General features: G+C 65.1%; 19 protein-coding genes. 11 read left to right on the top strand and 8 right to left on the bottom strand.

Features of this window, described 5'->3' with window-relative positions; all coding sequences use genetic code 11:
* The first annotated feature begins 103 nt into the window (after positions 1 to 103).
* The 8 genes from choX (at position 104) to FRZ44_RS15800 (ending at position 6,507) form a co-directional block, all read left to right on the top strand.
* Positions 104 to 1,042: a choline ABC transporter substrate-binding protein gene (choX, locus tag FRZ44_RS15835; protein ID WP_225308287.1), complete on the top strand. Its 939-nt coding sequence runs from the start codon at positions 104 to 106 to the stop codon at positions 1,040 to 1,042.
* 185 nt (positions 1,043 to 1,227) lie between these two features.
* Positions 1,228 to 2,121: a choline ABC transporter permease subunit gene (gene choW, locus FRZ44_RS15830; RefSeq protein WP_151178099.1), complete on the top strand. Its 894-nt coding sequence runs from the start codon at positions 1,228 to 1,230 to the stop codon at positions 2,119 to 2,121.
* A 4-nt stretch (positions 2,122 to 2,125) separates the two neighbouring features.
* Positions 2,126 to 3,385: a choline ABC transporter ATP-binding protein gene (choV, locus tag FRZ44_RS15825; protein WP_151178098.1), complete on the top strand. Its 1,260-nt coding sequence runs from the start codon at positions 2,126 to 2,128 to the stop codon at positions 3,383 to 3,385.
* On the top strand, positions 3,382 to 4,095 hold the full coding sequence (locus tag FRZ44_RS15820; protein WP_151178097.1) for an HAD family hydrolase: 714 nt from the start codon (positions 3,382 to 3,384) through the stop codon (positions 4,093 to 4,095). Before choV ends, FRZ44_RS15820 begins: the two co-directional genes overlap by 4 nt.
* 80 nt (positions 4,096 to 4,175) lie before the next feature.
* Positions 4,176 to 4,730, top strand: a complete 555-nt coding sequence (locus tag FRZ44_RS15815; protein ID WP_151178096.1) for a hypothetical protein — start codon at positions 4,176 to 4,178, stop codon at positions 4,728 to 4,730.
* Positions 4,731 to 4,769: 39 nt separating this feature from the next.
* Complete coding sequence (locus tag FRZ44_RS15810) at positions 4,770 to 5,294, top strand: hypothetical protein (RefSeq protein ID WP_151178095.1); 525 nt, start codon at positions 4,770 to 4,772, stop codon at positions 5,292 to 5,294.
* Between the two features lie 11 nt (positions 5,295 to 5,305).
* A complete protein-coding gene (locus FRZ44_RS15805; RefSeq protein WP_151178094.1) occupies positions 5,306 to 5,869 on the top strand; it encodes a hypothetical protein in 564 nt (187 codons plus the stop codon).
* A gap of 74 nt (positions 5,870 to 5,943) precedes the next feature.
* Positions 5,944 to 6,507, top strand: coding sequence for a hypothetical protein (locus FRZ44_RS15800; RefSeq protein WP_151178093.1), 564 nt, complete (start codon positions 5,944 to 5,946; stop codon positions 6,505 to 6,507).
* 10 nt (positions 6,508 to 6,517) lie between these two features.
* Here the strand turns inward: FRZ44_RS15800 and bmt are convergent, their stop codons facing one another.
* Together bmt and FRZ44_RS15790 are read right to left on the bottom strand one after the other, a co-directional pair.
* Positions 6,518 to 7,567, bottom strand: coding sequence for a betaine--homocysteine S-methyltransferase (bmt, locus tag FRZ44_RS15795; RefSeq protein ID WP_191908122.1), 1,050 nt, complete (start codon positions 7,565 to 7,567; stop codon positions 6,518 to 6,520).
* A gap of 139 nt (positions 7,568 to 7,706) precedes the next feature.
* Complete coding sequence (locus tag FRZ44_RS15790) at positions 7,707 to 8,819, bottom strand: hypothetical protein (RefSeq protein WP_151178091.1); 1,113 nt, start codon at positions 8,817 to 8,819, stop codon at positions 7,707 to 7,709.
* 148 nt (positions 8,820 to 8,967) lie between these two features.
* Here FRZ44_RS15790 and FRZ44_RS15785 point away from each other — a divergent pair, with 148 nt between their 5' ends.
* Positions 8,968 to 10,188, top strand: a complete 1,221-nt coding sequence (locus FRZ44_RS15785) for a tetratricopeptide repeat protein (protein WP_191908121.1) — start codon at positions 8,968 to 8,970, stop codon at positions 10,186 to 10,188.
* A 101-nt stretch (positions 10,189 to 10,289) separates the two neighbouring features.
* Here FRZ44_RS15785 and FRZ44_RS15780 read toward each other — a convergent pair whose 3' ends face one another.
* From FRZ44_RS15780 to FRZ44_RS15765, 4 genes are all read right to left on the bottom strand, one after another.
* On the bottom strand, positions 10,290 to 10,718 hold the full coding sequence (locus FRZ44_RS15780; protein WP_151178089.1) for a GFA family protein: 429 nt from the start codon (positions 10,716 to 10,718) through the stop codon (positions 10,290 to 10,292).
* Positions 10,719 to 11,021: an immunity 53 family protein gene (locus FRZ44_RS15775; RefSeq protein WP_151178088.1), complete on the bottom strand. Its 303-nt coding sequence runs from the start codon at positions 11,019 to 11,021 to the stop codon at positions 10,719 to 10,721.
* A gap of 151 nt (positions 11,022 to 11,172) precedes the next feature.
* Positions 11,173 to 11,973 carry a hypothetical protein gene (locus FRZ44_RS15770; protein ID WP_151178087.1) on the bottom strand — a complete coding sequence of 267 codons (801 nt, stop codon included), beginning with the start codon at positions 11,971 to 11,973 and terminating at the stop codon, positions 11,173 to 11,175.
* Positions 11,974 to 12,027: 54 nt separating this feature from the next.
* On the bottom strand, positions 12,028 to 12,852 hold the full coding sequence (locus tag FRZ44_RS15765; protein WP_151178086.1) for a hypothetical protein: 825 nt from the start codon (positions 12,850 to 12,852) through the stop codon (positions 12,028 to 12,030).
* Positions 12,853 to 13,302: 450 nt separating this feature from the next.
* On the opposite strand from FRZ44_RS15765, the gene FRZ44_RS15760 reads away from it, so the two are divergent.
* Together FRZ44_RS15760 and FRZ44_RS15755 are read left to right on the top strand one after the other, a co-directional pair.
* On the top strand, positions 13,303 to 14,868 hold the full coding sequence (locus FRZ44_RS15760; protein ID WP_151178085.1) for a trimethylamine methyltransferase family protein: 1,566 nt from the start codon (positions 13,303 to 13,305) through the stop codon (positions 14,866 to 14,868).
* A gap of 245 nt (positions 14,869 to 15,113) precedes the next feature.
* Entirely contained in the window at positions 15,114 to 17,537 is a 2,424-nt protein-coding gene (locus FRZ44_RS15755; protein WP_151178084.1) for a patatin-like protein, read from the top strand.
* A gap of 220 nt (positions 17,538 to 17,757) precedes the next feature.
* Here FRZ44_RS15755 and FRZ44_RS15750 read toward each other — a convergent pair whose 3' ends face one another.
* A complete protein-coding gene (locus tag FRZ44_RS15750) occupies positions 17,758 to 18,171 on the bottom strand; it encodes a hypothetical protein (RefSeq protein WP_151178083.1) in 414 nt (137 codons plus the stop codon).
* A gap of 61 nt (positions 18,172 to 18,232) precedes the next feature.
* Positions 18,233 to 18,592: a hypothetical protein gene (locus FRZ44_RS15745; RefSeq protein WP_151178082.1), complete on the bottom strand. Its 360-nt coding sequence runs from the start codon at positions 18,590 to 18,592 to the stop codon at positions 18,233 to 18,235.
* Positions 18,593 to 18,596 lie beyond the last annotated feature (4 nt).

Here is an 18,596-nt window from a genome sequence, read left to right as displayed (position 1 = left end):
ACCCCCCGGGGACTCCGACAGGGGCTCCGAGGGCAACAGCACTGGGCCGTCCGATGGCGATCCAACAGCATCGGCGATCTCAGGCAACAGGAGGCGGACTTCCATGGCGATGCGTAAATTTCTGCTGCTGGGCGCGGTTGCGCTCGGGTTGACACTGGCCGGGCAGGCCCAGGCGGCCGAGCCTGCCGCTTGCAAGACGGTGCGTCTGGCCAATGTCGGCTGGACCGACAATTTCGCCCAGAACGGGCTGTTCCGGACCGTGCTCAAGGGACTCGGCTACAAATATGACGACAAGGAAGGCCTGGCGCTGCCGGTCATTCTCGAGAGCCTGAAGAACAAGGATCTCGATATCTTTCTCGACAATTGGATGCCGTCGAACGCGCCGAACGTGAAACCCTATATCGATGCCAAGACCATCGAAATGATCCGCACCAATCTGCCGGGCGCAGGTTATGGGCCGGTGGTGCCGGACTATGTCTATGACGCCGGCGTCAAGGACATCAAGGATCTGAGCACGCATGCCGACAAGTTCGATCACAAGTTCTACGGGATCGAGCCCGGCAACGACGGCAACAAGATCGTGCAGACCGAGATCGACAAGCCGGAGAACAACCTGAAGGGCTGGAAGCTGGTCGAGTCCTCCGAGCAGGGCATGCTGGTCCAGGCCGAGAAGGCCATGAAGAACAAGGATTGGATCGTGTTCCTGGGCTGGGCGCCCCATCCGATCATGGGCAAGATGCCACTCAAATATCTGAGCGGCTTCGAGGCCGACGGCTTTGGCGACGCCCAGGTGCAGACCCTGACGCGCGCCGGCTACAGCGCCGACTGTCCGAATGTCGGTAAGCTGCTCGCCAATCTCGAGTTCGACCTGCCGATGGAATCCTCGATCATGGATGAGATCGGCAAGGGCAAGGATGGCGAGACGGCGGCGGCGGCTTGGCTCAAGGCCAACCCGGGTACGCTCGACAAGTGGCTCGCCGGCGTGACGACGGCCGATGGCAAGGACGGCTTGGCGGCGGTGAAGAAGAGCCTGGGGCTCTAAGTCTCCCACCCTGCAAAAGGCAGCGGCGGCTTTCGGCCTTCACAGGCCGGACGCCGCCGCTTTTTTCATGACGAGGCGCCAAGCCTTGCGAAGATGATATAAATCGACAAATGGCCAACCCCGGCCGCTGCGGCCGATCCGCCGTGGACGAGAAAAAGGCCGGGTGTTCTCTGGGAGACGGGCTCATGGATCAGTTCTGGCAATGGATCGCCGGCATCGACGAGTGGATCGGCAGTGCACCGGTCCCTATCGGCCTTTGGGCCAAGGCAGCAGTGGACTGGCTCACCGGCAATTTCGAGTGGCTCTTCGATGGCATCACCAACGGCCTCAAATATCCGATCGAGGGCACGGCCGAGTTGCTGCAGCAGGTTCCGGCGGTCGTCCTGATCGCCATCATCGCGGGGATCGCGCACTGGCTGCAACGAAGCTGGGCGATCACCGCCTTTGTCGTGGTGGGCCTCCTTTTCATCCTCAACCAGCAGCTTTGGCCGGACACGGTCGAGACCCTGGTTCTGGTGATCTATTCGAGCTTCGTATCACTCGCCATCGGCGTGCCGATGGGAATTTTCTGCGCGCGCCGGCCGCTCTTCTACCAGTTCTTGTCGCCGATTCTCGACATGATGCAGACAATTCCAACCTTCGTTTATCTGGTGCCGACGCTGGTCTTCTTCGGGTTGGGCATGGTGCCGGGGATGATCGCTACGGTGATCTTCGTGGCCCCGGCGCCGATCCGCATGACCTATCTCGGCATCAGCCAAGTGCAGAAACCGCTGATCGAGGCGGGTGAGAGTTTCGGTTGCACCCGCTGGCAGTTGCTGACGCGCGTGAAGCTGCCGGCGGCGCTGCCCACAATCATGGCTGGCGTCACTCAGACGATCATGCTGTCGCTGTCGATGGTAGTGATCGCCGCCCTCGTCGGCGCCGACGGGCTCGGTGTTCCGGTGATTCGGGCGCTCGCCCAGGCAGACGTGGCACGGGGTGTAGTCGCAGGACTTTGCATCGTTGTGCTGGCGATCGCGCTCGACCGCATCTTGAAGCGTCCACAGCGTCGCGGTTCGCTCAAACTTCCGAAGGCCTGAATCCATGACTGAGAAAAATTCGACTCTCTCCGGCGCCAGCGCCGTCCGCTTCGAGCATGTCGACGTGATCTTCGGCGAGCGCGCTCCTGATGCCCTGACGATGCTGGATCAGGGCGAGGGGCGCGACGCCATCCTCGACCGGACCGGCAGCCTGGTCGCCGTGCACGACGCCTCTGTCTTCGTGAACGAGGGCGAGATTCTGGTGCTGATGGGGCTCTCGGGCTCTGGGAAATCGTCGCTCCTGCGTTGCATCAATGGTCTCAACCGTGTCTCGCGGGGGCACATCTGGGTGCATGACGGACAAGGCGAGATCGACGTTACGAGCTGCGACGAGAACAAGCTGCGCCAGATGCGCCGCAACCGCATCTCTATGGTGTTCCAGCAGTTTGCGCTGATGCCCTGGCTCACAGTGCGCGACAATGTCGGGTTCGGCCTCGACATTCGGGGGCTCGAGAAGGCCGAGCGCGACCGGATCGTGGACGAGAAGATCAAGCTGGTTCGGCTCGACAAGTTCGCCGACAAGTTTCCGCACGAGCTTTCGGGCGGCATGCAGCAACGCGTCGGCCTGGCGCGTGCCTTCGCGACCGAGGCCGACGTCCTTCTGATGGACGAGCCGTTCTCTGCTCTCGATCCGCTGATCCGCGAGCATCTCCAGGACGAACTCATCGAGCTGCAGCGGAGCTTGCGCAAGACCATCGTGTTCGTGAGCCACGATCTGGACGAAGCGCTCAAGATCGGCAGCCGCATCGCCATCATGGAGGCCGGAAAGGTAGTACAGTTCGGCGTGCCGGAGGACATCATCCTCAATCCGGTCAACGACTATGTGCGCCAGTTCGTGGCTTCGATGAATCCGCTGACGGTCCTGAAGGGGGGGACCCTTATGCGGCCGCTGAGCGAGCTCAAGCGCGACCCGTCTGATCCTTCTATCGTCCAGCTCGATCGGGCCGGACGCTGCGTCGTCCGACTCGATGTCGCGGGCCGTCCGGCCGAGCTCAAGGTGGCGGGCGCTCCCGGAAGATTCGTGCCCTACAGTACCGACCTCGACTTGGCCCGGATGGCCGGCGATGTGATGGTGACGGGCAACGCCCGGACGCCCATGCGCGCCGCCGTGATGGTGCGTCAGGTGACCTTGCGGCCGCTGGTGTTGTTGGGCCCCGAGGGCGAGCTGGTCGGCGTCGTGGGCGAGCAGGAGCTCTATCGCGGGATGCTGAAGCAAACCGATCTCGGCCGTTCCGATCCGGTCGCCATGGTGGGAGTGACGTGACCCTTCTCCCGCCGGTGCGCGCGGTGCTGTTCGACAAGGACGGCACGCTGTTCGACTTCAACGCCACCTGGATGCCGCTCTATCTCGACACCGCGAACGAGGTCGCGGGTGGCGACAAGGCGCTGGCGCTGAAGCTCCTGGTCGAGAGCGGCTATGACGCCGCCACGAAAAGGCTCGACCCCCACTCGTCCCTGGCCGCGGGCACCAACGCCGAGATCGCCGAGATCTGGGCGCGGGTCGCCGGCGGCGACTGGACCGTGGCGCGGCTCACCCGCCGCTTCGATGCGAACTTCGCCAAGAGCATGGAGATGCGGCCGACGCCGGTTACCGATCTGGCGGCGCTGTTCGGCCGGCTGAAGGCCAAGGGCCTCAAGATCGGCGTCGCCACCATGGACAGCCACGCCGCGGCGCGCGCCGCGATCGAGACGTTCGAGCTGGTGGGGCTCGTCGATTTTTCCTGCGGTTACGATTCGGGCCACGGCCACAAGCCCGGCCCCGGCATGGTCCACGCGTTTTGCCGGGCGATCGAGATTCCGGCAGGGGACATCGCGGTCGTCGGCGACACGCCACATGACATGCATATGGCACGCGCGGCCGGTGCCGGTCTGGCGATCGGCGTTCTCACCGGCGTCAGTCCGCGCGAGGTTCTGGCGGATCACGCCGACCGCGTGCTGGATTCCATTGCGGAATTGGACGCGTTGCTCGCTTAGCGAGCAAATCCATTCATTCCTATCGCCTTATCGGCCGGCCTCGGTTATTCTTGTCCTGCGACAATATTGCGGGGGGAGCGATGCGCGGGGGATGGTGCGCCGGCTTGCTGGCGTCGATGGTGCTGCTTGGCTCCTCGGCCGGCCATGCAGCGTCGGAGAAGGTCGATTGCAGCCGGCTCAGCCTGGAGTTTCCGCCGGCCGACAAGGCCGATTGGTCCGAATGCTACGTCTATCACTATTCGGAGGGCGCGGAAGAAGCCAACGCCGAGGTGGAGACGTTGATCGCCGATATCGGCACGCATGTCGTCCACCTCACCTCGGTCGTCGCGGGCAGGAATACCTATCTCCACAAGGAGCCGGTCAGCAGCAAGATCTCCGATTACGACGAGCTTGAGGATGTGGTGACGGGATCGACCGAGCCGAGCTTCGAGCGCTACCAGATCCTCCGCTTCCGCGCCACGCTCTGGAAGGCACCGGCGGACTGCATCGGCTTCGTCAAATATGGCGGCGGCTCCATCACGCAGGGCGGATCGACCTACGGCGCGCATACTTATCTCGCCGGCTACGATTGCTGGCGCAATGGCGCGCCGGACCGGAGCCAGATCGAAGCCACCTTGGACGCCATCGACGATTGAGGGGGCGGCGTCATGCCGGGGATCCGGGGATTCATTCCGATGGCGGCCGCCCTGGTCTTCGCCAGCGGCGCGGCCCAGGCTGCGGACAAGGTCGATTGCAGCCGTCTGGATCTGAAATTCCCGCCGGCCGACAAGGCCGTCTGGGTGGAATGCTACGCGCATCACTATTCCAAGGGCGAGGAAGAGGCCAACGCCGATGCCGAGGCGCTGATCGCCGATATCGGCACCCATGTCGTGCATCTCACCTCGGTCGTCGCCGGCAGGAACACCTATTTCGACAAGGTGCCCGTCAGCCGCAAGCTCAGCGCCTATGACGAGCTCGAAGACATGACGGACGTCGCGACCGAGCCCGGCTACGACCGCTACCAGATCGTCCGCTTCCGCGCCTCGCTCTGGAAATCAGAGACCGATTGCGTCGGCTTTCTGAAGTATGGGGGCGCCACGATCGGGCAGGGTGGTACCTCCTACGGCGCGCGCAGCTACCTGGCGGGCTATGACTGCTGGCGCAACGGTGCGCCCGACCGTGCCCAGATCGAGGCTACCCTGGACGCGATCGACGATTGAGCGGGAAGTTCATGCGGAAAATCGGAAGTGCCGTTCTGCTCGTCCTGTCGGTGCTGCTGCCGAGCGCCGCCACCCAGGCCGCTGCGGAGAAGGTCGATTGCAGCCGGCTCGATCTGCAGTTCTCGCCTCACGACAAGATCGATCGGATCGAATGCAAGGTCATTCATTGGTCCGATCCCGACGACGGTGCAGAGGGCGCAACGGCGGAATTCGAGATACTGACGGCAGATATGGGAACGCATGTCGCCCGTCTCTCCTCTGTCGTTGCGGGGAAGAACACCTATTTCGACAAGATGCCGGTGAGCAGCAAGCTGCGGAATTGGAAGGAACTCGAAGGATTCACGGTCGTGGGGACGGAACCGGAGTTCCGGCGCTATCAGGTCATCCGGTTCAGCGCATCGATTTCGGAGACCCCGATGAGCTGTGTCGGTTTCATGAAATATATGGGCGGTGCGATCGGCCAGACGGGCAGCGCTATCGGGGCCAAGGGCTATCTGGCGGGCTATGACTGCTGGCGCGACGGTCCGCCCGACCGCGCCCAGATCGAAGCCACGCTGGACGCGATCGACGATTGAGATAGAGGGCAAAGATGTCTTTCGGATGGCGGCAAAGCCGCGCGAGAGGCGGCACCACCGGGAGGAGTTGAAACATGACGCGGAAATTGTTTGGTGCGGCTCTCCTGGCGCTGCTCCTGGCGCCGGCGTCGGGGGCGTCGGCGGCCGCGCTGGAGAAAGTCGACTGCAAGCGCATGACCCTGACCCTGCGCATGGAACCCGATGCGGACTGGGCCGAATGCTATCGCGCGCACCAGTCGGAGCAGGGCGAACGCGCCGATGGGATCACCGCCAGTTTCGAGGTGATCCTGGCGGACCTCCGCACCCATGTGGTGCATATCGAGGCCGGCAAGGCTGGGCGCACCAGCTATTTCTTCAAGGACTCGCTCCAATCGCAGTTGAAGGAGTTCGAGGAAATCGAGGACCGGAGCGACTTCGTCGAGGACGACGAGTTCGAGGATTATGACCTCGTTCGGTTTCAGGCCCAGCTCTGGAAGAAGCGGACCGACTGCGTCGGCTTCCTCAAATACACCCATGCGACCTACACGCAAGGCGGGGGCGCGGGCGCCGGCGCCTATGTCGTCGGCTATGATTGCTGGCGCGACGGCGCGCCCGACCGCGCCACGGTCGAGGCGTTCCTGAAATCAATCAAATGGTGACGGCGGATACCTAGAAGGCGCCGTCGCCCGACGCGCTCTCGCGGCGGCGGCGGCGGCTTTCGCGGGTGTTGCTCGGGGCCTGGATGCCGCTCGCCTGCTGGTTGGCGCCGAGCGAGATCTGGCCGAGCCGCCCGACGATCTCCTCGAGCGTCGGCTTCGCCCCCGGCACGTAATGATCGAGCGCCTCGCGCATCGCCTTGAGATGCGTCGGCGAGGTGCCGCAGCAGCCGCCGATGATGCGCGCGCCGGCATCGCGCGCCATGCGCGCATATTCCGCCATCAGCTCGGGCGTGCCGTCATAGCGGATCTTGCCCTCGTGATAATAGGGGATGCCGCAATTGCCCTTGGCGACGATGACATCGCCGGCCTCGGCCGAGCCGGACATGTTGACCACGGCCGCGATCAGCTCCGCGGCACCCACGCCGCAATTGGCGCCATAGCCGATCGGCCGCGGATTGAGTTCGTGGCAGAGCTGCGCATGCTCGCCCGGCATCAGCCCCATCATGGTGCGGCCGTTGGTGTCGAAGGAGAGGGTGCAGACATAGGGCATGCCGGTGCTGGCGGCCCCTTCGGCCGCGGCGCGCACCTCGTCCTTCGAGGACATCGTTTCGATCCAGAGCACGTCGGCGCCGGCCGCAGCCAGCGCGCGGGCCTGCTCGGCGAAGGCGGCGACGCCTTCGGCATGGGTCAGCGGTCCCAGCGGCTCGAACAGCTCGCCGGTCGGGCCGATCGAGCCCGCGACCACCACGGGCCGGCCGGCGCGATCCGCCACCTTGCGCGCGATTTCGACCGCACGGCGGTTGATCTCCTCGACGCGGTCCTGCGCCTTGTGCAGCTTGAGGCGATAGCGGCTGCCGCCGAAGGTGTTGGTGAGGATGATGTCGGCGCCCGCATCGACCATGCTCTGATGCAGCGCCTCGATCTTCTCGGGATGCTCGAAGTTCCACATCTCCGGCGCCTCGCCCGTGGCGAGGCCGGCGTCGAACAGGTTGGTGCCCGTGGCGCCATCGGCCAAGAGATGAGGGCGCTCTGCGAGGAGTCTCTGCAAAAGGTCTGACATGGGGGCCAAGCTAGGCTGAAATCCGGGAGGCTTCAAGCATGCCACGGCTTTGGCGCAACGGCTTGAAACGCCTTGTAAATGGGCATCAGCGGGGGCATTCCAAGGCCTCGGGCTTAACCCTTTCGACGCAGGTCCGGTCCTACCAGAGCCCGGTTCCCTTGCGCTGCCAGCGATAGCTGCCTGCGCCATCGGTGGTCACAAAGCTGTCCGGGCCCTGAAACTTGTAGGTCGATCTGAAATCGTCGCCATGGTCCGGCGAGATCTCGAGATCGCCCGCATCGGCCTCGAGGCTGCCCTCGATGGTCACGACCGGCGTCAGCACGGAATCGCCATCGGGCGAGATACGCCAGACCAGAATCGTATGGCCGCCGTCGGTGTCGGGCTCGGCGCGCCACAGCCCGACCATGGCCGGATCGATGGCGCCATGGGCCATGCCGACCAGCGGGATCGCGCTCCAGATGCCGAGGAAGACCGGATCGACGCCGTCGGGCCTGGCACCGTCGGGCACCCGGACCCATTCGGCCGCGACATCGCCCTGGGTGACGAGGCCGTCCTTGCCGTTGGCCTTGTAGTTGCCGCTGAAATGCTCCTGCGGCGAATCGACCTGCCACTGCCCGTCCTGCGCGGTGAGGGAGCCCGAATGCTCGGGGGCCATGGTCATGACCCAGTCGCCGTTCTTCTTGATGATCCAGCGGCGCACTTCGCGCGTGCCGCGGTTGGGATCGCCGGCATCGGTGTACCATTCGCCCACCAGGGCCTCGATGCCCGGCTCGCGATGGGCGGCGGCCTCGGTGCCGAGCCGCGCAGCGGCCTGTTTCGCCAGTGCCACGGTCGCGTCGACCCGCCGCGCGAGGTTGGGCTTGCTGAGCGTGATCGTCACCAGGGTCTGGCCCTTGAGGAGAGTGACCGAGGTGAAGCCCGCCGGCGAATCGAAGGCATAGGCGCCGTCGGCGATGTCGAAACGCTTGGCGTTGCTCTGCGAGGCCTGGCTGGCGAAGAACTCGGCCCGCCCGGGATTCTCGTCGACGGCGACCGTTACCTGGGAATCATAGCCGCTGGCGCCGCGATAGTTGCAGTCGCCGGCGCCGCTGTTCTGGCCGTTGCCGACCTTGTCCTGCAGCGCCTGGCCGATCTCGGCCGGCGTCACCAGCAGGCAGGGATCGGTCTTCTGATTGGCGCCGCCGCCGGCAAGGGCCGGGGACGCCGACATCAGCGCCAGCATCAGGAACGGAATCGAGGCGAGGTTTCGCATGGGCCTTGCTCCATCGCCCGAGAAAGAAGGGGATTTTATCATGGGTGGCGGAAGCGGGCCACAGGCCGGCTGTCGAGGATCGCGCCCTGCCGCTTCGAATTGTGAGCGGATCGGTGCCTGCGCTACCATGGCGCGAAGGAGACCTTCGATGCTGTCATCAGCGCCTGTGGTCCGCATCATCGGGCTGGCCTTCTGTTTCATGACTTTGTCGACGGTAGTCCATGCTTCCGATCTCGACCTCTGCCGCGAGGGCGGGCGCCGGCCGGAGACGCAGCTTGCGGCCTGCACGCGCCTCATCCAGGCGGACGCGCTCGACAATACGACGCTGACGGAAGTCCTGGTGGCGCGCGCAAGTGCCTATTCAGACGCCGGCAACCGGGCCGGCGCGCTCGCGGATCTCGACCACGCGGTCGGGCTCGCGCCCGATGATCCCGTCATCCATCTGCGTCGCGGTCTCCTTCTGGCGGACGGCGGCGACTATGATAAAGCTCTGAGCGACTTCGACGAGGCGATCCGCCTCGACCCGACCCAGGCCCATGCCTATGGCAGCCGCGGGCTCGCCTATGGGGACAAGGGCGAGTTCGATCTTGCGATGGCCGATTTCGATCGTGCCCTGCAGCTCGATCCCGGCTATGGCAACATCTATCTCTATCGCGGCGATGCCCTCGCCAAGCAAGGCCGCTACGATCGGGCGGTCGAGGATCTGACGCGGGCGATCGATCTCTATCCCGACCTGTCGGTCGCCTATCGCAAGCGCGGCGACGCCTTTGCCGGCTGGGGCAAGGCGCAGAAGGCGCTGGCCGACTATGACGAAGCGATCCTGCTGGATCCCACGGACGGCAAGAACTTCACCAGCCGGGGCCTCCTCTTCCTGGGCATGGGCCGCTCCTACAAGGCCATTGCGGATCTGGACGAGGCCATCCGTCTCGGGGAACGCGATGCATCGACCTATTTCAACCGAGGTGTTGCCGTGGGTCGTACGGGCGACGATGCGCGGGCGCCGGCCGATTACGAGGAGGCGCTCCGGCTAGATCCGGGCTACGCGGACGCCTATGTCAATCGCGGCAACCTCTATGCGCGGACCGAAAGATATGACGCGGCGATCGCCGACTATGATCGCGCGATCGACGCCGACCCTGCGCTGGTGCCAGCCTATATCAATCGCGGCATCGCCTATTCGCTGTCCGGAAATCATGGCCGCGGATTGGTCGACTTGAACCGGGCGATCGAGCTCGACGCCGAGAATGTGAATGCCTATCTGGAGCGGGGACGGATCTATCACCGTATGGGGCAGGACGATCGTGCCAGGGCTGACATCCAGAAGGCGATCGACCTCGATCCGAGCCTGGCGTCAGAATCGCAGCTCTGATTTATGGTGGCCGCGATGTCGTCGGGCAGGCGCTTCATGCCGCAGGAACGTCGTTTGCCGGGCGGGCCGCTGCGGGACTATGTCTTCTGCGCCTCGCTGGACTATGTCTTCTGCGCCTCGCTGGACGGCATCGGAATCCTGGGCAGCCCGTCAGCCAGCTTCAGCCAGGGGATCTGGTGGACCGTATAGACATGGGCCTGGGGCTGGATCGCCTCGGGACGGTCGAGCGTGCCGACATGGATATGAATCTCGTCGGGCCAGCGCTCGCCCTCATAGGCGAGAGGCGAGCCGCAGGTGGCGCAGAAGCTGCGGGCGACGCCGGGCGAGGAGTTGAAGGTCTTCGGTTTGCCCTTGGTCCAGCGCAGTTTTCCCGGCGCAAACCCCGCATAGGTCGCGAACGGCGCCCCGCTCGCATGCCGGCAGTCCTTGCAATGGCAATGCGCCGACCAAATCGGCGCCCCCTCGACGCGATACCGCACCGCGCCGCAGAGACAGCCGCCTTCGAGGATCTTCACCGCGCTCTCGCTCATCTAATGACCTTCAACGAACTCTTTGAAGGCCTGCAGAATATCACCAAGGTTCTGGGCGCCACCAACACCATGGAACTTTTGGCCGTTGCAGACGACGTGGTACCAATCGTCCTCTGATCGATTGACATCGGTGGCGATGAGCCTCTCGCCTTCGAGCTTCGTGTCCCTTATGTCGATATCGATCGCCCATCCGGGGTTATCGATGTTGTCGATTTTAATCCCCCAACTGTGCTCCCAGACACCATTGCACTGCATGGCGTACCAGCTCTGTAGCCAATTGAGATTGTCGCGTTGAACCGGCATGACTCTGCAGTCCTCCATGACTGAGTTCGGAAGCCCGTTACAAGCGGGCGTCCAGCCAGGAGAACAACTCATGCTGTCTTACGGCTGAACCTTGAAGAATATCGTCGCAAAACTCAGGCGGCAACCCTAAGGCTTGTCAGTTTGCCGCCGGTCAGCTCCCGCCGATCGCCTCCCACAAATCGATGTTCTGCCGCAGCGACAGCAGGTCGTGCGATTCCTGCATGCAGGCGCGCATGCTGTCGACATGGTGCGTGACGTCGACCTTCATCTGGCAGTCGGCATGCATCTTCGCCGTCTCGGCGAGGCCCGCGGGATCGACCTTGGTCGAGAGCGAAACCACCTGCGGCGCGTTCCAGATGCGCCCGTCGCTGTCCTCGCGGTGATAACCCTGCGGCAGCGCATTGATCATGGCGTTGCTGAGGCGCAGCGCATCCGAGTTGGCGCTGTGGTCGTCATAGAACTGTTCCGCGGTGAGGCGATTGGGGCCGGTTGCGAGCGCGATCTCCTCGGCGACATGCGGTTGCGGATCGGCCGCCTCGTCCTGCGGGATCAGCGACACCCGCTGTCCCACTACGATCGCGGCGCTGGTGAGGCCGAGCTTCTCGAAGGTCGCCGGGTCGATGCTTGCCTGGAGGGCGGTGAAACCGCGCGCCGTGGTGAAGTTGAGATAGGGGGCCGCGGGCAGGGTCACCGAGCTGCCATCGGCGCGGGTGCCGACGAGGCGGATGTCGGCGTTCTGCATCGGCAGATAGACCTGACCGGGAAGCGGATTATGTCGCTCCTGCTCCAGGCAGAAGGAGGTGAGCTCGACGCGGCAGCCGCCCGCGTCGCAGGTCATGGGCTGCGGCTCGAGGCTGGCGACGATGCCGAGGACTTGCGGGTTGGCGTGGGCCGAGCCCGCGGCGAGGCCGGTGATCAGCATGGCGCCGGCCAGGGCAATGATGCGGTTCATGGATGGCTTCCTCTCATTTCGTGAAGGCGATGCCGGCCCGCTTGTCGCGCGGGCCTACGACCCGCCGGTTTCGTCCCAGAATTGGCGGTTGGTGCGTGCCATCAGCTCGGTATGGCGCATTTCCATGCATTCGCGCATCGAGAGCCGCATCCGCGAGGCCACCGCGAGCTCGCAGCTCTGCCACATGTCATTGGCCTGGGCGATGCCCTCGTCGCTGGCGCCGGCGGCTTTCCCGGTGGCGATGGTGTCGGCCCAGAGTTGCTCGAGGCCGAGGCGGGATTCGCTATGCACCGGCGGCAAAGCGTTGATGGCTTCCGTCGTGAGGCGGGCCGCGTCGGCGGCGGGGCTGGGCTGGTCGAACAGCCGCGCGGCCGCCGCGCGCAAGGGCCCGGTGGCGACGGCGATCTCGCCCGCGGTCTGCGGATCGGAATCGTCCACGGCCTCGATCGGCAGCAAGGTCGCGGCCGGCCCGATCTCGAGTGCCAGGCTCGCGACGCCGCGCGAGCTTCCCAGCGAGGGCGGCAGCACGACATCGACCGAGGTGAAGCCGAAGCGGCTTTGGAACTGCACGACATCGCCGATCGGCCGCCGCTCGACATGCCCGTCGGGATGGGTGACGACCAGGATGAGCGACTGCGCGTCGGCCAGCCGGTAGGCCGTGCCTTGCGACGGTGCCGGCCGGTCCTGCTGCAGGCAGAAGGCGGAGAAGCGGGCGCGGCAGCTGCGGCCATGGTCGCAGATCAACGGCGTGGCCTGCCCGTTGCTGGCGACGATGCCCAGGATCTGGGGCGAGGCGGCGGCGCGGTTCGCCAGGGTCATCATGGCGACCGCGATCAGGGCGATGACGAACAGGATGCGATGGCGGACGGCGACGGTCATGCGGGCGGCCCTCCCTCGTGGCTGTGACCAGGCCAGGAGAGCGATCCCAGGGCGGCGAAGCGGGGCCCATAGAAGGGGCCCGGATCCCGCAAAGGATCGCCCCGTACCACCGGCAGCGCGTCGGATCGGTGATAGGACTCGAAACGCGCCGCCTTCAGCCAACCGGCGATCAGGATGGCACCCGGCCGCGCGCCGGGTCAACGCCGCCGCGGGCGGGGCTCGTTCATAACCCGGTGAGAAGGGCGTGGCCCGCCGTCATCACCCGCCCATAAGCAGAACAGGGCCTTTGACCCGTCTGGCGCGATTGCGCCAGCCTTCGTCGCTGGCCCGCAAGACCCCCGGGGCCCCGAAGGCGGAAATAGCCCGGTAATTTGCGGTTTTCCGGCGCTGGAGTCCCTCCCTCGGGACCGGTCCTGCCGGATTTTCGCCTTTCGACCAAGGAGCGGCTCCATGTCGGGCGTTGAAGAGCAGACGGCGGGTACGGGTGAACGACGGCGGTCGCGCGGCGGCGCCGAGGCCCGGCGCGCGGCGCGCACCCAGCACAAGATCGAGCAGCTCCCCTACATCGTCCGCAAGATTCCCCTGGTGACGGTGCTGGACGAGGAGGGGCTCTCGATCATCGAGCGCAACGCCGACACGATCCTGCAGGAAACCGGCATCGAGTTCCGCGACGAGCCCGAGGCCCTCAAGCTGTGGCAGCAGGCCGGCGCCGACGTGAAAGGCACGCGCATCCGCTTCCCGCGGGGGCTCTGCCGCACGATCATCCAGAAGACGGCGCCGCGCGAATATATCCAGTATGCGCGCAATCCCGACCGCAACGTGCGGATCGGCGGCGACGCCACGGTGTTCGCGCCGGTCTATGGCCCGCCCTTCATCCGTTCGCTCGACGACGGCCGCCGTTATGCCACGATCGAGGATTTCCGCAATTTCGTGAAGCTCGCCTACATGTCGCCCGCCATCCATCATTCGGGCGGGACGGTCTGCGAGCCGGTGGACCTGCCGGTGAACAAGCGTCACCTCGACATGGTCTACAGCCACATCAAATTCTCCGACAAGCCCTTCATGGGCTCGGTGACGGCGCCTGAGCGCGCGGCCGACACGGTCGAACTGGCGCGCATCCTGTTCGGCGCCGATTTCGTGGCGAAGAACACGGTCATCACCTCGCTCATCAACGCCAACTCGCCGATGGTGTGGGACGGCACGATGCTGGGCGCGATGAAGGTCTATGCCCGCGCCAACCAGGCCTGCATCACCACCCCCTTCATCCTGGCGGGTGCCATGAGCCCGGTGACGGCGGCAGGCACGCTGGCCCAGGTGCTGGCCGAGGTGCTGGCCGGCGCCTCCACCTGCCAGCTCTACAATCCGGGCGCGCCCGTCATCTTCGGCGTGTTCGCCAGCTCGATCTCGATGCAGTCGGGGGCGCCGACCTTCGGCACGCCCGAGCCGACCCTGGTCAGTATCGCCGCGGCCCAGCTCGCGCGCCGGCTGGGGATCCCCTTCCGCACCGGCGGTTCGCTCTGCGCCTCCAAGGTTCCGGATGCCCAGGCGGCCTATGAGAGCGCCCAGACCCTGCTGCCGACCCTGCAGTGCGGCACCAACTTCGTGCTCCATGGCGCCGGCTGGCTCGAGGGCGGCCTCGCGTCGGGCTACGAGAAGTTCGTCATGGATGCCGACCAGCTCGGCATGATGCAGGTGCTGGCCAAGAACATCGATCTCTCCGAGAACGGCCAGGCGATGGACGCGATCCGCGAGGTCGGCCCCGGCACGCATTTCCTCGGTTGCGCCCATACCCAGGCCAATTTCGAGACCGCCTTCTATCGCTCCTCGATCGCCGACAACAACAGCTACGAGCAGTGGGAGGCCGAAGGCGCCCAGGACGCCGCCCAGCGCGCCAACAAACTGTGGAAGCGCATGCTGCGAGAATACGAAGCCCCGCCGCTCGATCCCGCGACCGACGAGGCGCTGTTGGCCTTCATCGCGAAGCGCAAGGCGGCTTCGCCGGATTCGAACGTCTGAGCGGCCCCCTCCCTAACCCTCCCCCTCAAGGGGGGATGGGATAGATTGGTTATCACCTCCCCCCTTGAGGGGGAGGTCGCGAGCGAAGCGAGCGGGAGGGGGCCGCTCGCTGTCGACGTCAATCCGTCACAAACCACTCCCCTTCCCGGTTGCCAGATCGGTCCTGCTCGGATTCCAATAGAGTCTGAGGGGGCTCCCGAGTCGGCGTTGTCGGCGGCCCCCGGGGAGAGCCCCAAGGGGAGCCATTGAAGGAAAAAGAGCTTCGCCTCGCGCTGGTCTGCTATGGCGGCATCTCGCTCGCCGTCTATATGCACGGCATCACCAAGGAGGTGCTGAAGCTGGCGCGCGCCTCGCGGCTCTACCATTCCAACCCGGACCGGAGCCAGCGCGACCAGGCCCGCTTCGACGACCTCAAGGGCAAGATCCCCGACGAGGTCGACAGCGAGGCCGTCTATTTCGAGCTGCTCAAGGCGATCGGCGAGAAGCTCGATCTGCGCGTGGTGGTCGACAGCATTGCCGGCGCCTCGGCCGGCGGCATCAACGGCATCATCCTCGCGCGCGCGCTCGCCCACGACCTGGCGATCGACCATATGCGGAGCGCCTGGATCGACGAGGCCGACGTCGTCAAGCTGACGGCGCCGTCCCATCTGGCCCGGCCCTGGAGCAAGTTCATCCTGCATCCGGTCCTGTGGGTGGCCTACCGGATGCCGCGCTTCGCACTGGGCAAGGACCGCGAGATCCGAACCAAGCTCTCGATCTTCCTGCGCTCGCGCTGGTTCAAGCCGCCCTTCGACGGCCAGCATTTCCTGGGGCTGCTGTTCGACGCAATGAAGACGATGCGCAGGCCCGAGCTGGCGGGAGCGAAGAGCTCGCTGCTGCCGGTCGGCCATGCGCTCGATCTGTCGGTCACCCTGACCGACTTCTTCGGTTATTCGCGGCCGATCGCGATCAACAGTCCGGCCGTCATCCAGGAGCGCGAGCACAGCCATCTGCTGCGGTTCCACTACACGCGCTGGAACGACGGCACCGAGATCTCGGATTTCGGCGAGGACAATCTGCCGGCGCTGGCCTTCGCCGCGCGCGCGACCTCCTCCTTCCCGGGCGCCTTTCCGCCGATGCAGCTCAAGGATCTCGACGCCTTCGTGAAGGAGCGCGGCGTGGATTGGCCGATGCGGGCGCAGTTCCTGGCGACCAACTTCTTCGACTACGCCAATGTCGACCAGGCGCCCTTCCGCACCTCCTTCCTCGATGGCAGCGTGGTCGACAACAAACCCTTCGCGCCGGTCGTGGAATCGATCCGCAACAAACCGGCCTATCGCAATGTCGATCGGCGCATCGTCTATATCGATCCCGATCCAGAGCCGCCACCGCCGCCGCCGGGCGGCGAGAAACCCGGTTTCATCGCGACCCTCAAGGCGGCGCTCTCCGACATTCCGCGCAACGAACCAGTCTATGACGATCTCGCCTGGGTGAGCCGCTTCAACCAGAGCATCAAGCGGATGCGCCATGTGCTGGACGCGGCGCGCCCCGAGATCGTGCGATTGGTCTCGATCGTCACCAATGAGGTACCGATCACCGCCGATTTCGAGAACACGGTCCGGCGATGGCGCGATGCCGCGAACGGCGTCGCCGCACGTGAGGCGCATTACGCCTATCAGGTCTATGCGCGGCTCAAGATGGCCGAGCTGGTCGAGAATCTGGGACGCCAGGTGAAGCTCGCCTGCGGCATCGACGCGACCTCGCCGCTGGCCCCGACGGTTCCTCCGGCGCTCGCCCATTGGATCGATCGCGAGGGAGCCAGGTTGCCGGACGGTGCGATCCCGGTGTCCGTCGGGCACGAACCGGGCGAGAAGCGGCCGGGCTGGATCCGGTTCCTCGGCGCCTATGACGTCGATTTTCGGCGCCGGCGCTTGTCCTTCCTGATCCGCGGCCTCAACCGACTCTACGGCCAGCTCGACACGCCCGCCCTCGCCGGCGTGACCTCGGCGCAATTGGACAGGCTCAAGAGCCAATTCTACAAGCCGCTCCACCAACTGCGGCGCTACTCGAGCGGCGATGTGGACGGCCTGCCGGTGGCGAAGTCTTTGCGCGGCATGGTCGAGGGCGCGGAGCCGAAATCATTCCCGATCGATCAGGTCATGCAGCGCTTGGCCGAAGGGCTCGATCTGCCGGCGATCGATGCCTATATCGACGGCGTGCTGGCCGCCGTCGTTCGCAGCAACTGGTCGGCGGCGCTTCATCGCGAACTCATCGTCCATTATGTCGGCTTCGCCTTCTGGGACGTGCTGACCTTCCCGATCGCCGAATGGCGCGACATCGAGGAGCATGAGGAGGTGCGGGTCGACCGCATCAGTCCCGAGGACGCCCTCAGCCTGTCAGGCGAGGGAGCGACGGTCCTGGAAGGCATCGCCTTCGGTCATTTCGGCGGCTTCTTCAGCCGGCCGCACCGCGAGAACGACTATCTCTGGGGTCGGTTGCATGGCGCCGAGCGCCTGATCGACATCATCTATGACGCCGCCCGCAGCGAGCGGGCCGTCGCCTCGGTCGATATCGCGGCGGTCAAGCGCGCGGCGTTCCGCGCCATTCTCGCCACCGAGAAGAAATATCTCGGCTCGATGGAGGGCGAGATCGATGCCCTCGCCAGCAAAACCGAGCAGCTCAAGCGCTAGCGGGCGATAACGTCACGTCGCTGCCAATAAGAGGACGCGGCGTCCTACTTGGGGCCGCGCCCTGGCCGAGATGATCCGGGGCGGGGGCAGCCCGCCGGATCGCGGCCAACCGGGCGAATGGCGATCGTCGTCACGCCATCGGAACTTGTTCGGGGATCGAACCCCTGAAGCCGCCGATCCGCCGGCGCCCGAAAATCGGCGCCGCCCGGACCGGAAATCGTCACTGCGAGAGATCCGCGGACTGAGTCAGGTCCGTCGAGAGATTCTTGCCGCTCTTGAGCTTGGCCAGGTTCATGGCGCCGGTCGTGGGGTCGACCCAGATGATCTGGCCGCGGTCGCGATAGAGCGCCATGCAGCTCTCGGCACCGTCATCCTGCCAGGTCACGCAATGCTCGGTCTGCTTGGCGACCCAATGGCCGATGCGCCGCTTCCCGTCCTTTTCCTGCTCGACCATGGTCCCGTCGGGCGCGAAATAGACGCTGTAGGCGGTGTCGCCGCGGTAGCCATAAGCGGTCTTGTCGGAGAGGAGCTGCTTGATTTCGCTGCCGCTCAGCTTCAAGCGCTCGGCGGCGGCGGGATGGGTGAAGACGATGGCGAGCGCAAATAGAGCGAGAGACGTAAATGAACGAACCATGAAAGTTATTCCCCCTTGAGGAACTCGTCTCGATGCCAGTCGAGTCGGGTTCGTTACGACGCTAGGTGCCCTCCTTTTTCTCAGGGTGTGGTAAATGAAAGGCTGACGCGCCCGTGGCAGAGTTGTGGCAACGGAAATTTTCCGCCACTGCAATCGCGCGTTGTGGGAGGAGAGTTGCAGGTTTTATGCGGGTTTTTCGATCGTCATCGGGGACGTTGGATGATCGATCAAGAAGCGTCATGAATCTGCAGCGATTCATCATCAGAGACAAAGATGAAGAGAGTGTGAAGGCGCGCAGCGCATGGCGGGTTTTTGCCACCGGAATGCCACAGCCGCGGGCGCGCGCGTTCCGATTGCGGCACGACGACGATGAAGCGGAAACGCGGGTTGGAAATTGGCCTGCAGAACGTTCGCCGATCATCGCT

Source organism: Hypericibacter terrae (assembly GCF_008728855.1).
GTDB classification, from domain to species: domain Bacteria; phylum Pseudomonadota; class Alphaproteobacteria; order Dongiales; family Dongiaceae; genus Hypericibacter; species Hypericibacter terrae.
This window is presented reverse-complemented; position numbering and strand designations above follow the sequence as displayed.

What these genes read in the sequence shown, in the direction of transcription:
- bmt (WP_191908122.1), bottom strand. Translation starts at nt 7,567, where the DNA reads ATGTCAGACCTTTTGCAGAGACTCCTCGCAGAGCGCCCTCATCTCTTG.
- choX (WP_225308287.1), top strand. Translation starts at nt 104, where the DNA reads ATGGCGATGCGTAAATTTCTGCTGCTGGGCGCGGTTGCGCTCGGGTTG.
- FRZ44_RS15810 (WP_151178095.1), top strand. Translation starts at nt 4,770, where the DNA reads ATGGCGGCCGCCCTGGTCTTCGCCAGCGGCGCGGCCCAGGCTGCGGAC.
- FRZ44_RS15770 (WP_151178087.1), bottom strand. Translation starts at nt 11,973, where the DNA reads ATGAACCGCATCATTGCCCTGGCCGGCGCCATGCTGATCACCGGCCTC.
- FRZ44_RS15750 (WP_151178083.1), bottom strand. Translation starts at nt 18,171, where the DNA reads ATGGTTCGTTCATTTACGTCTCTCGCTCTATTTGCGCTCGCCATCGTC.
- FRZ44_RS15775 (WP_151178088.1), bottom strand. Translation starts at nt 11,021, where the DNA reads ATGCCGGTTCAACGCGACAATCTCAATTGGCTACAGAGCTGGTACGCC.
- FRZ44_RS15785 (WP_191908121.1), top strand. Translation starts at nt 8,968, where the DNA reads ATGCTGTCATCAGCGCCTGTGGTCCGCATCATCGGGCTGGCCTTCTGT.
- choV (WP_151178098.1), top strand. Translation starts at nt 2,126, where the DNA reads ATGACTGAGAAAAATTCGACTCTCTCCGGCGCCAGCGCCGTCCGCTTC.
- choW (WP_151178099.1), top strand. Translation starts at nt 1,228, where the DNA reads ATGGATCAGTTCTGGCAATGGATCGCCGGCATCGACGAGTGGATCGGC.
- FRZ44_RS15790 (WP_151178091.1), bottom strand. Translation starts at nt 8,819, where the DNA reads ATGCGAAACCTCGCCTCGATTCCGTTCCTGATGCTGGCGCTGATGTCG.
- FRZ44_RS15765 (WP_151178086.1), bottom strand. Translation starts at nt 12,852, where the DNA reads ATGACCGTCGCCGTCCGCCATCGCATCCTGTTCGTCATCGCCCTGATC.
- FRZ44_RS15760 (WP_151178085.1), top strand. Translation starts at nt 13,303, where the DNA reads ATGTCGGGCGTTGAAGAGCAGACGGCGGGTACGGGTGAACGACGGCGG.
- FRZ44_RS15745 (WP_151178082.1), bottom strand. Translation starts at nt 18,592, where the DNA reads ATGATCGGCGAACGTTCTGCAGGCCAATTTCCAACCCGCGTTTCCGCT.
- FRZ44_RS15800 (WP_151178093.1), top strand. Translation starts at nt 5,944, where the DNA reads ATGACGCGGAAATTGTTTGGTGCGGCTCTCCTGGCGCTGCTCCTGGCG.
- FRZ44_RS15805 (WP_151178094.1), top strand. Translation starts at nt 5,306, where the DNA reads ATGCGGAAAATCGGAAGTGCCGTTCTGCTCGTCCTGTCGGTGCTGCTG.
- FRZ44_RS15815 (WP_151178096.1), top strand. Translation starts at nt 4,176, where the DNA reads ATGCGCGGGGGATGGTGCGCCGGCTTGCTGGCGTCGATGGTGCTGCTT.
- FRZ44_RS15780 (WP_151178089.1), bottom strand. Translation starts at nt 10,718, where the DNA reads ATGAGCGAGAGCGCGGTGAAGATCCTCGAAGGCGGCTGTCTCTGCGGC.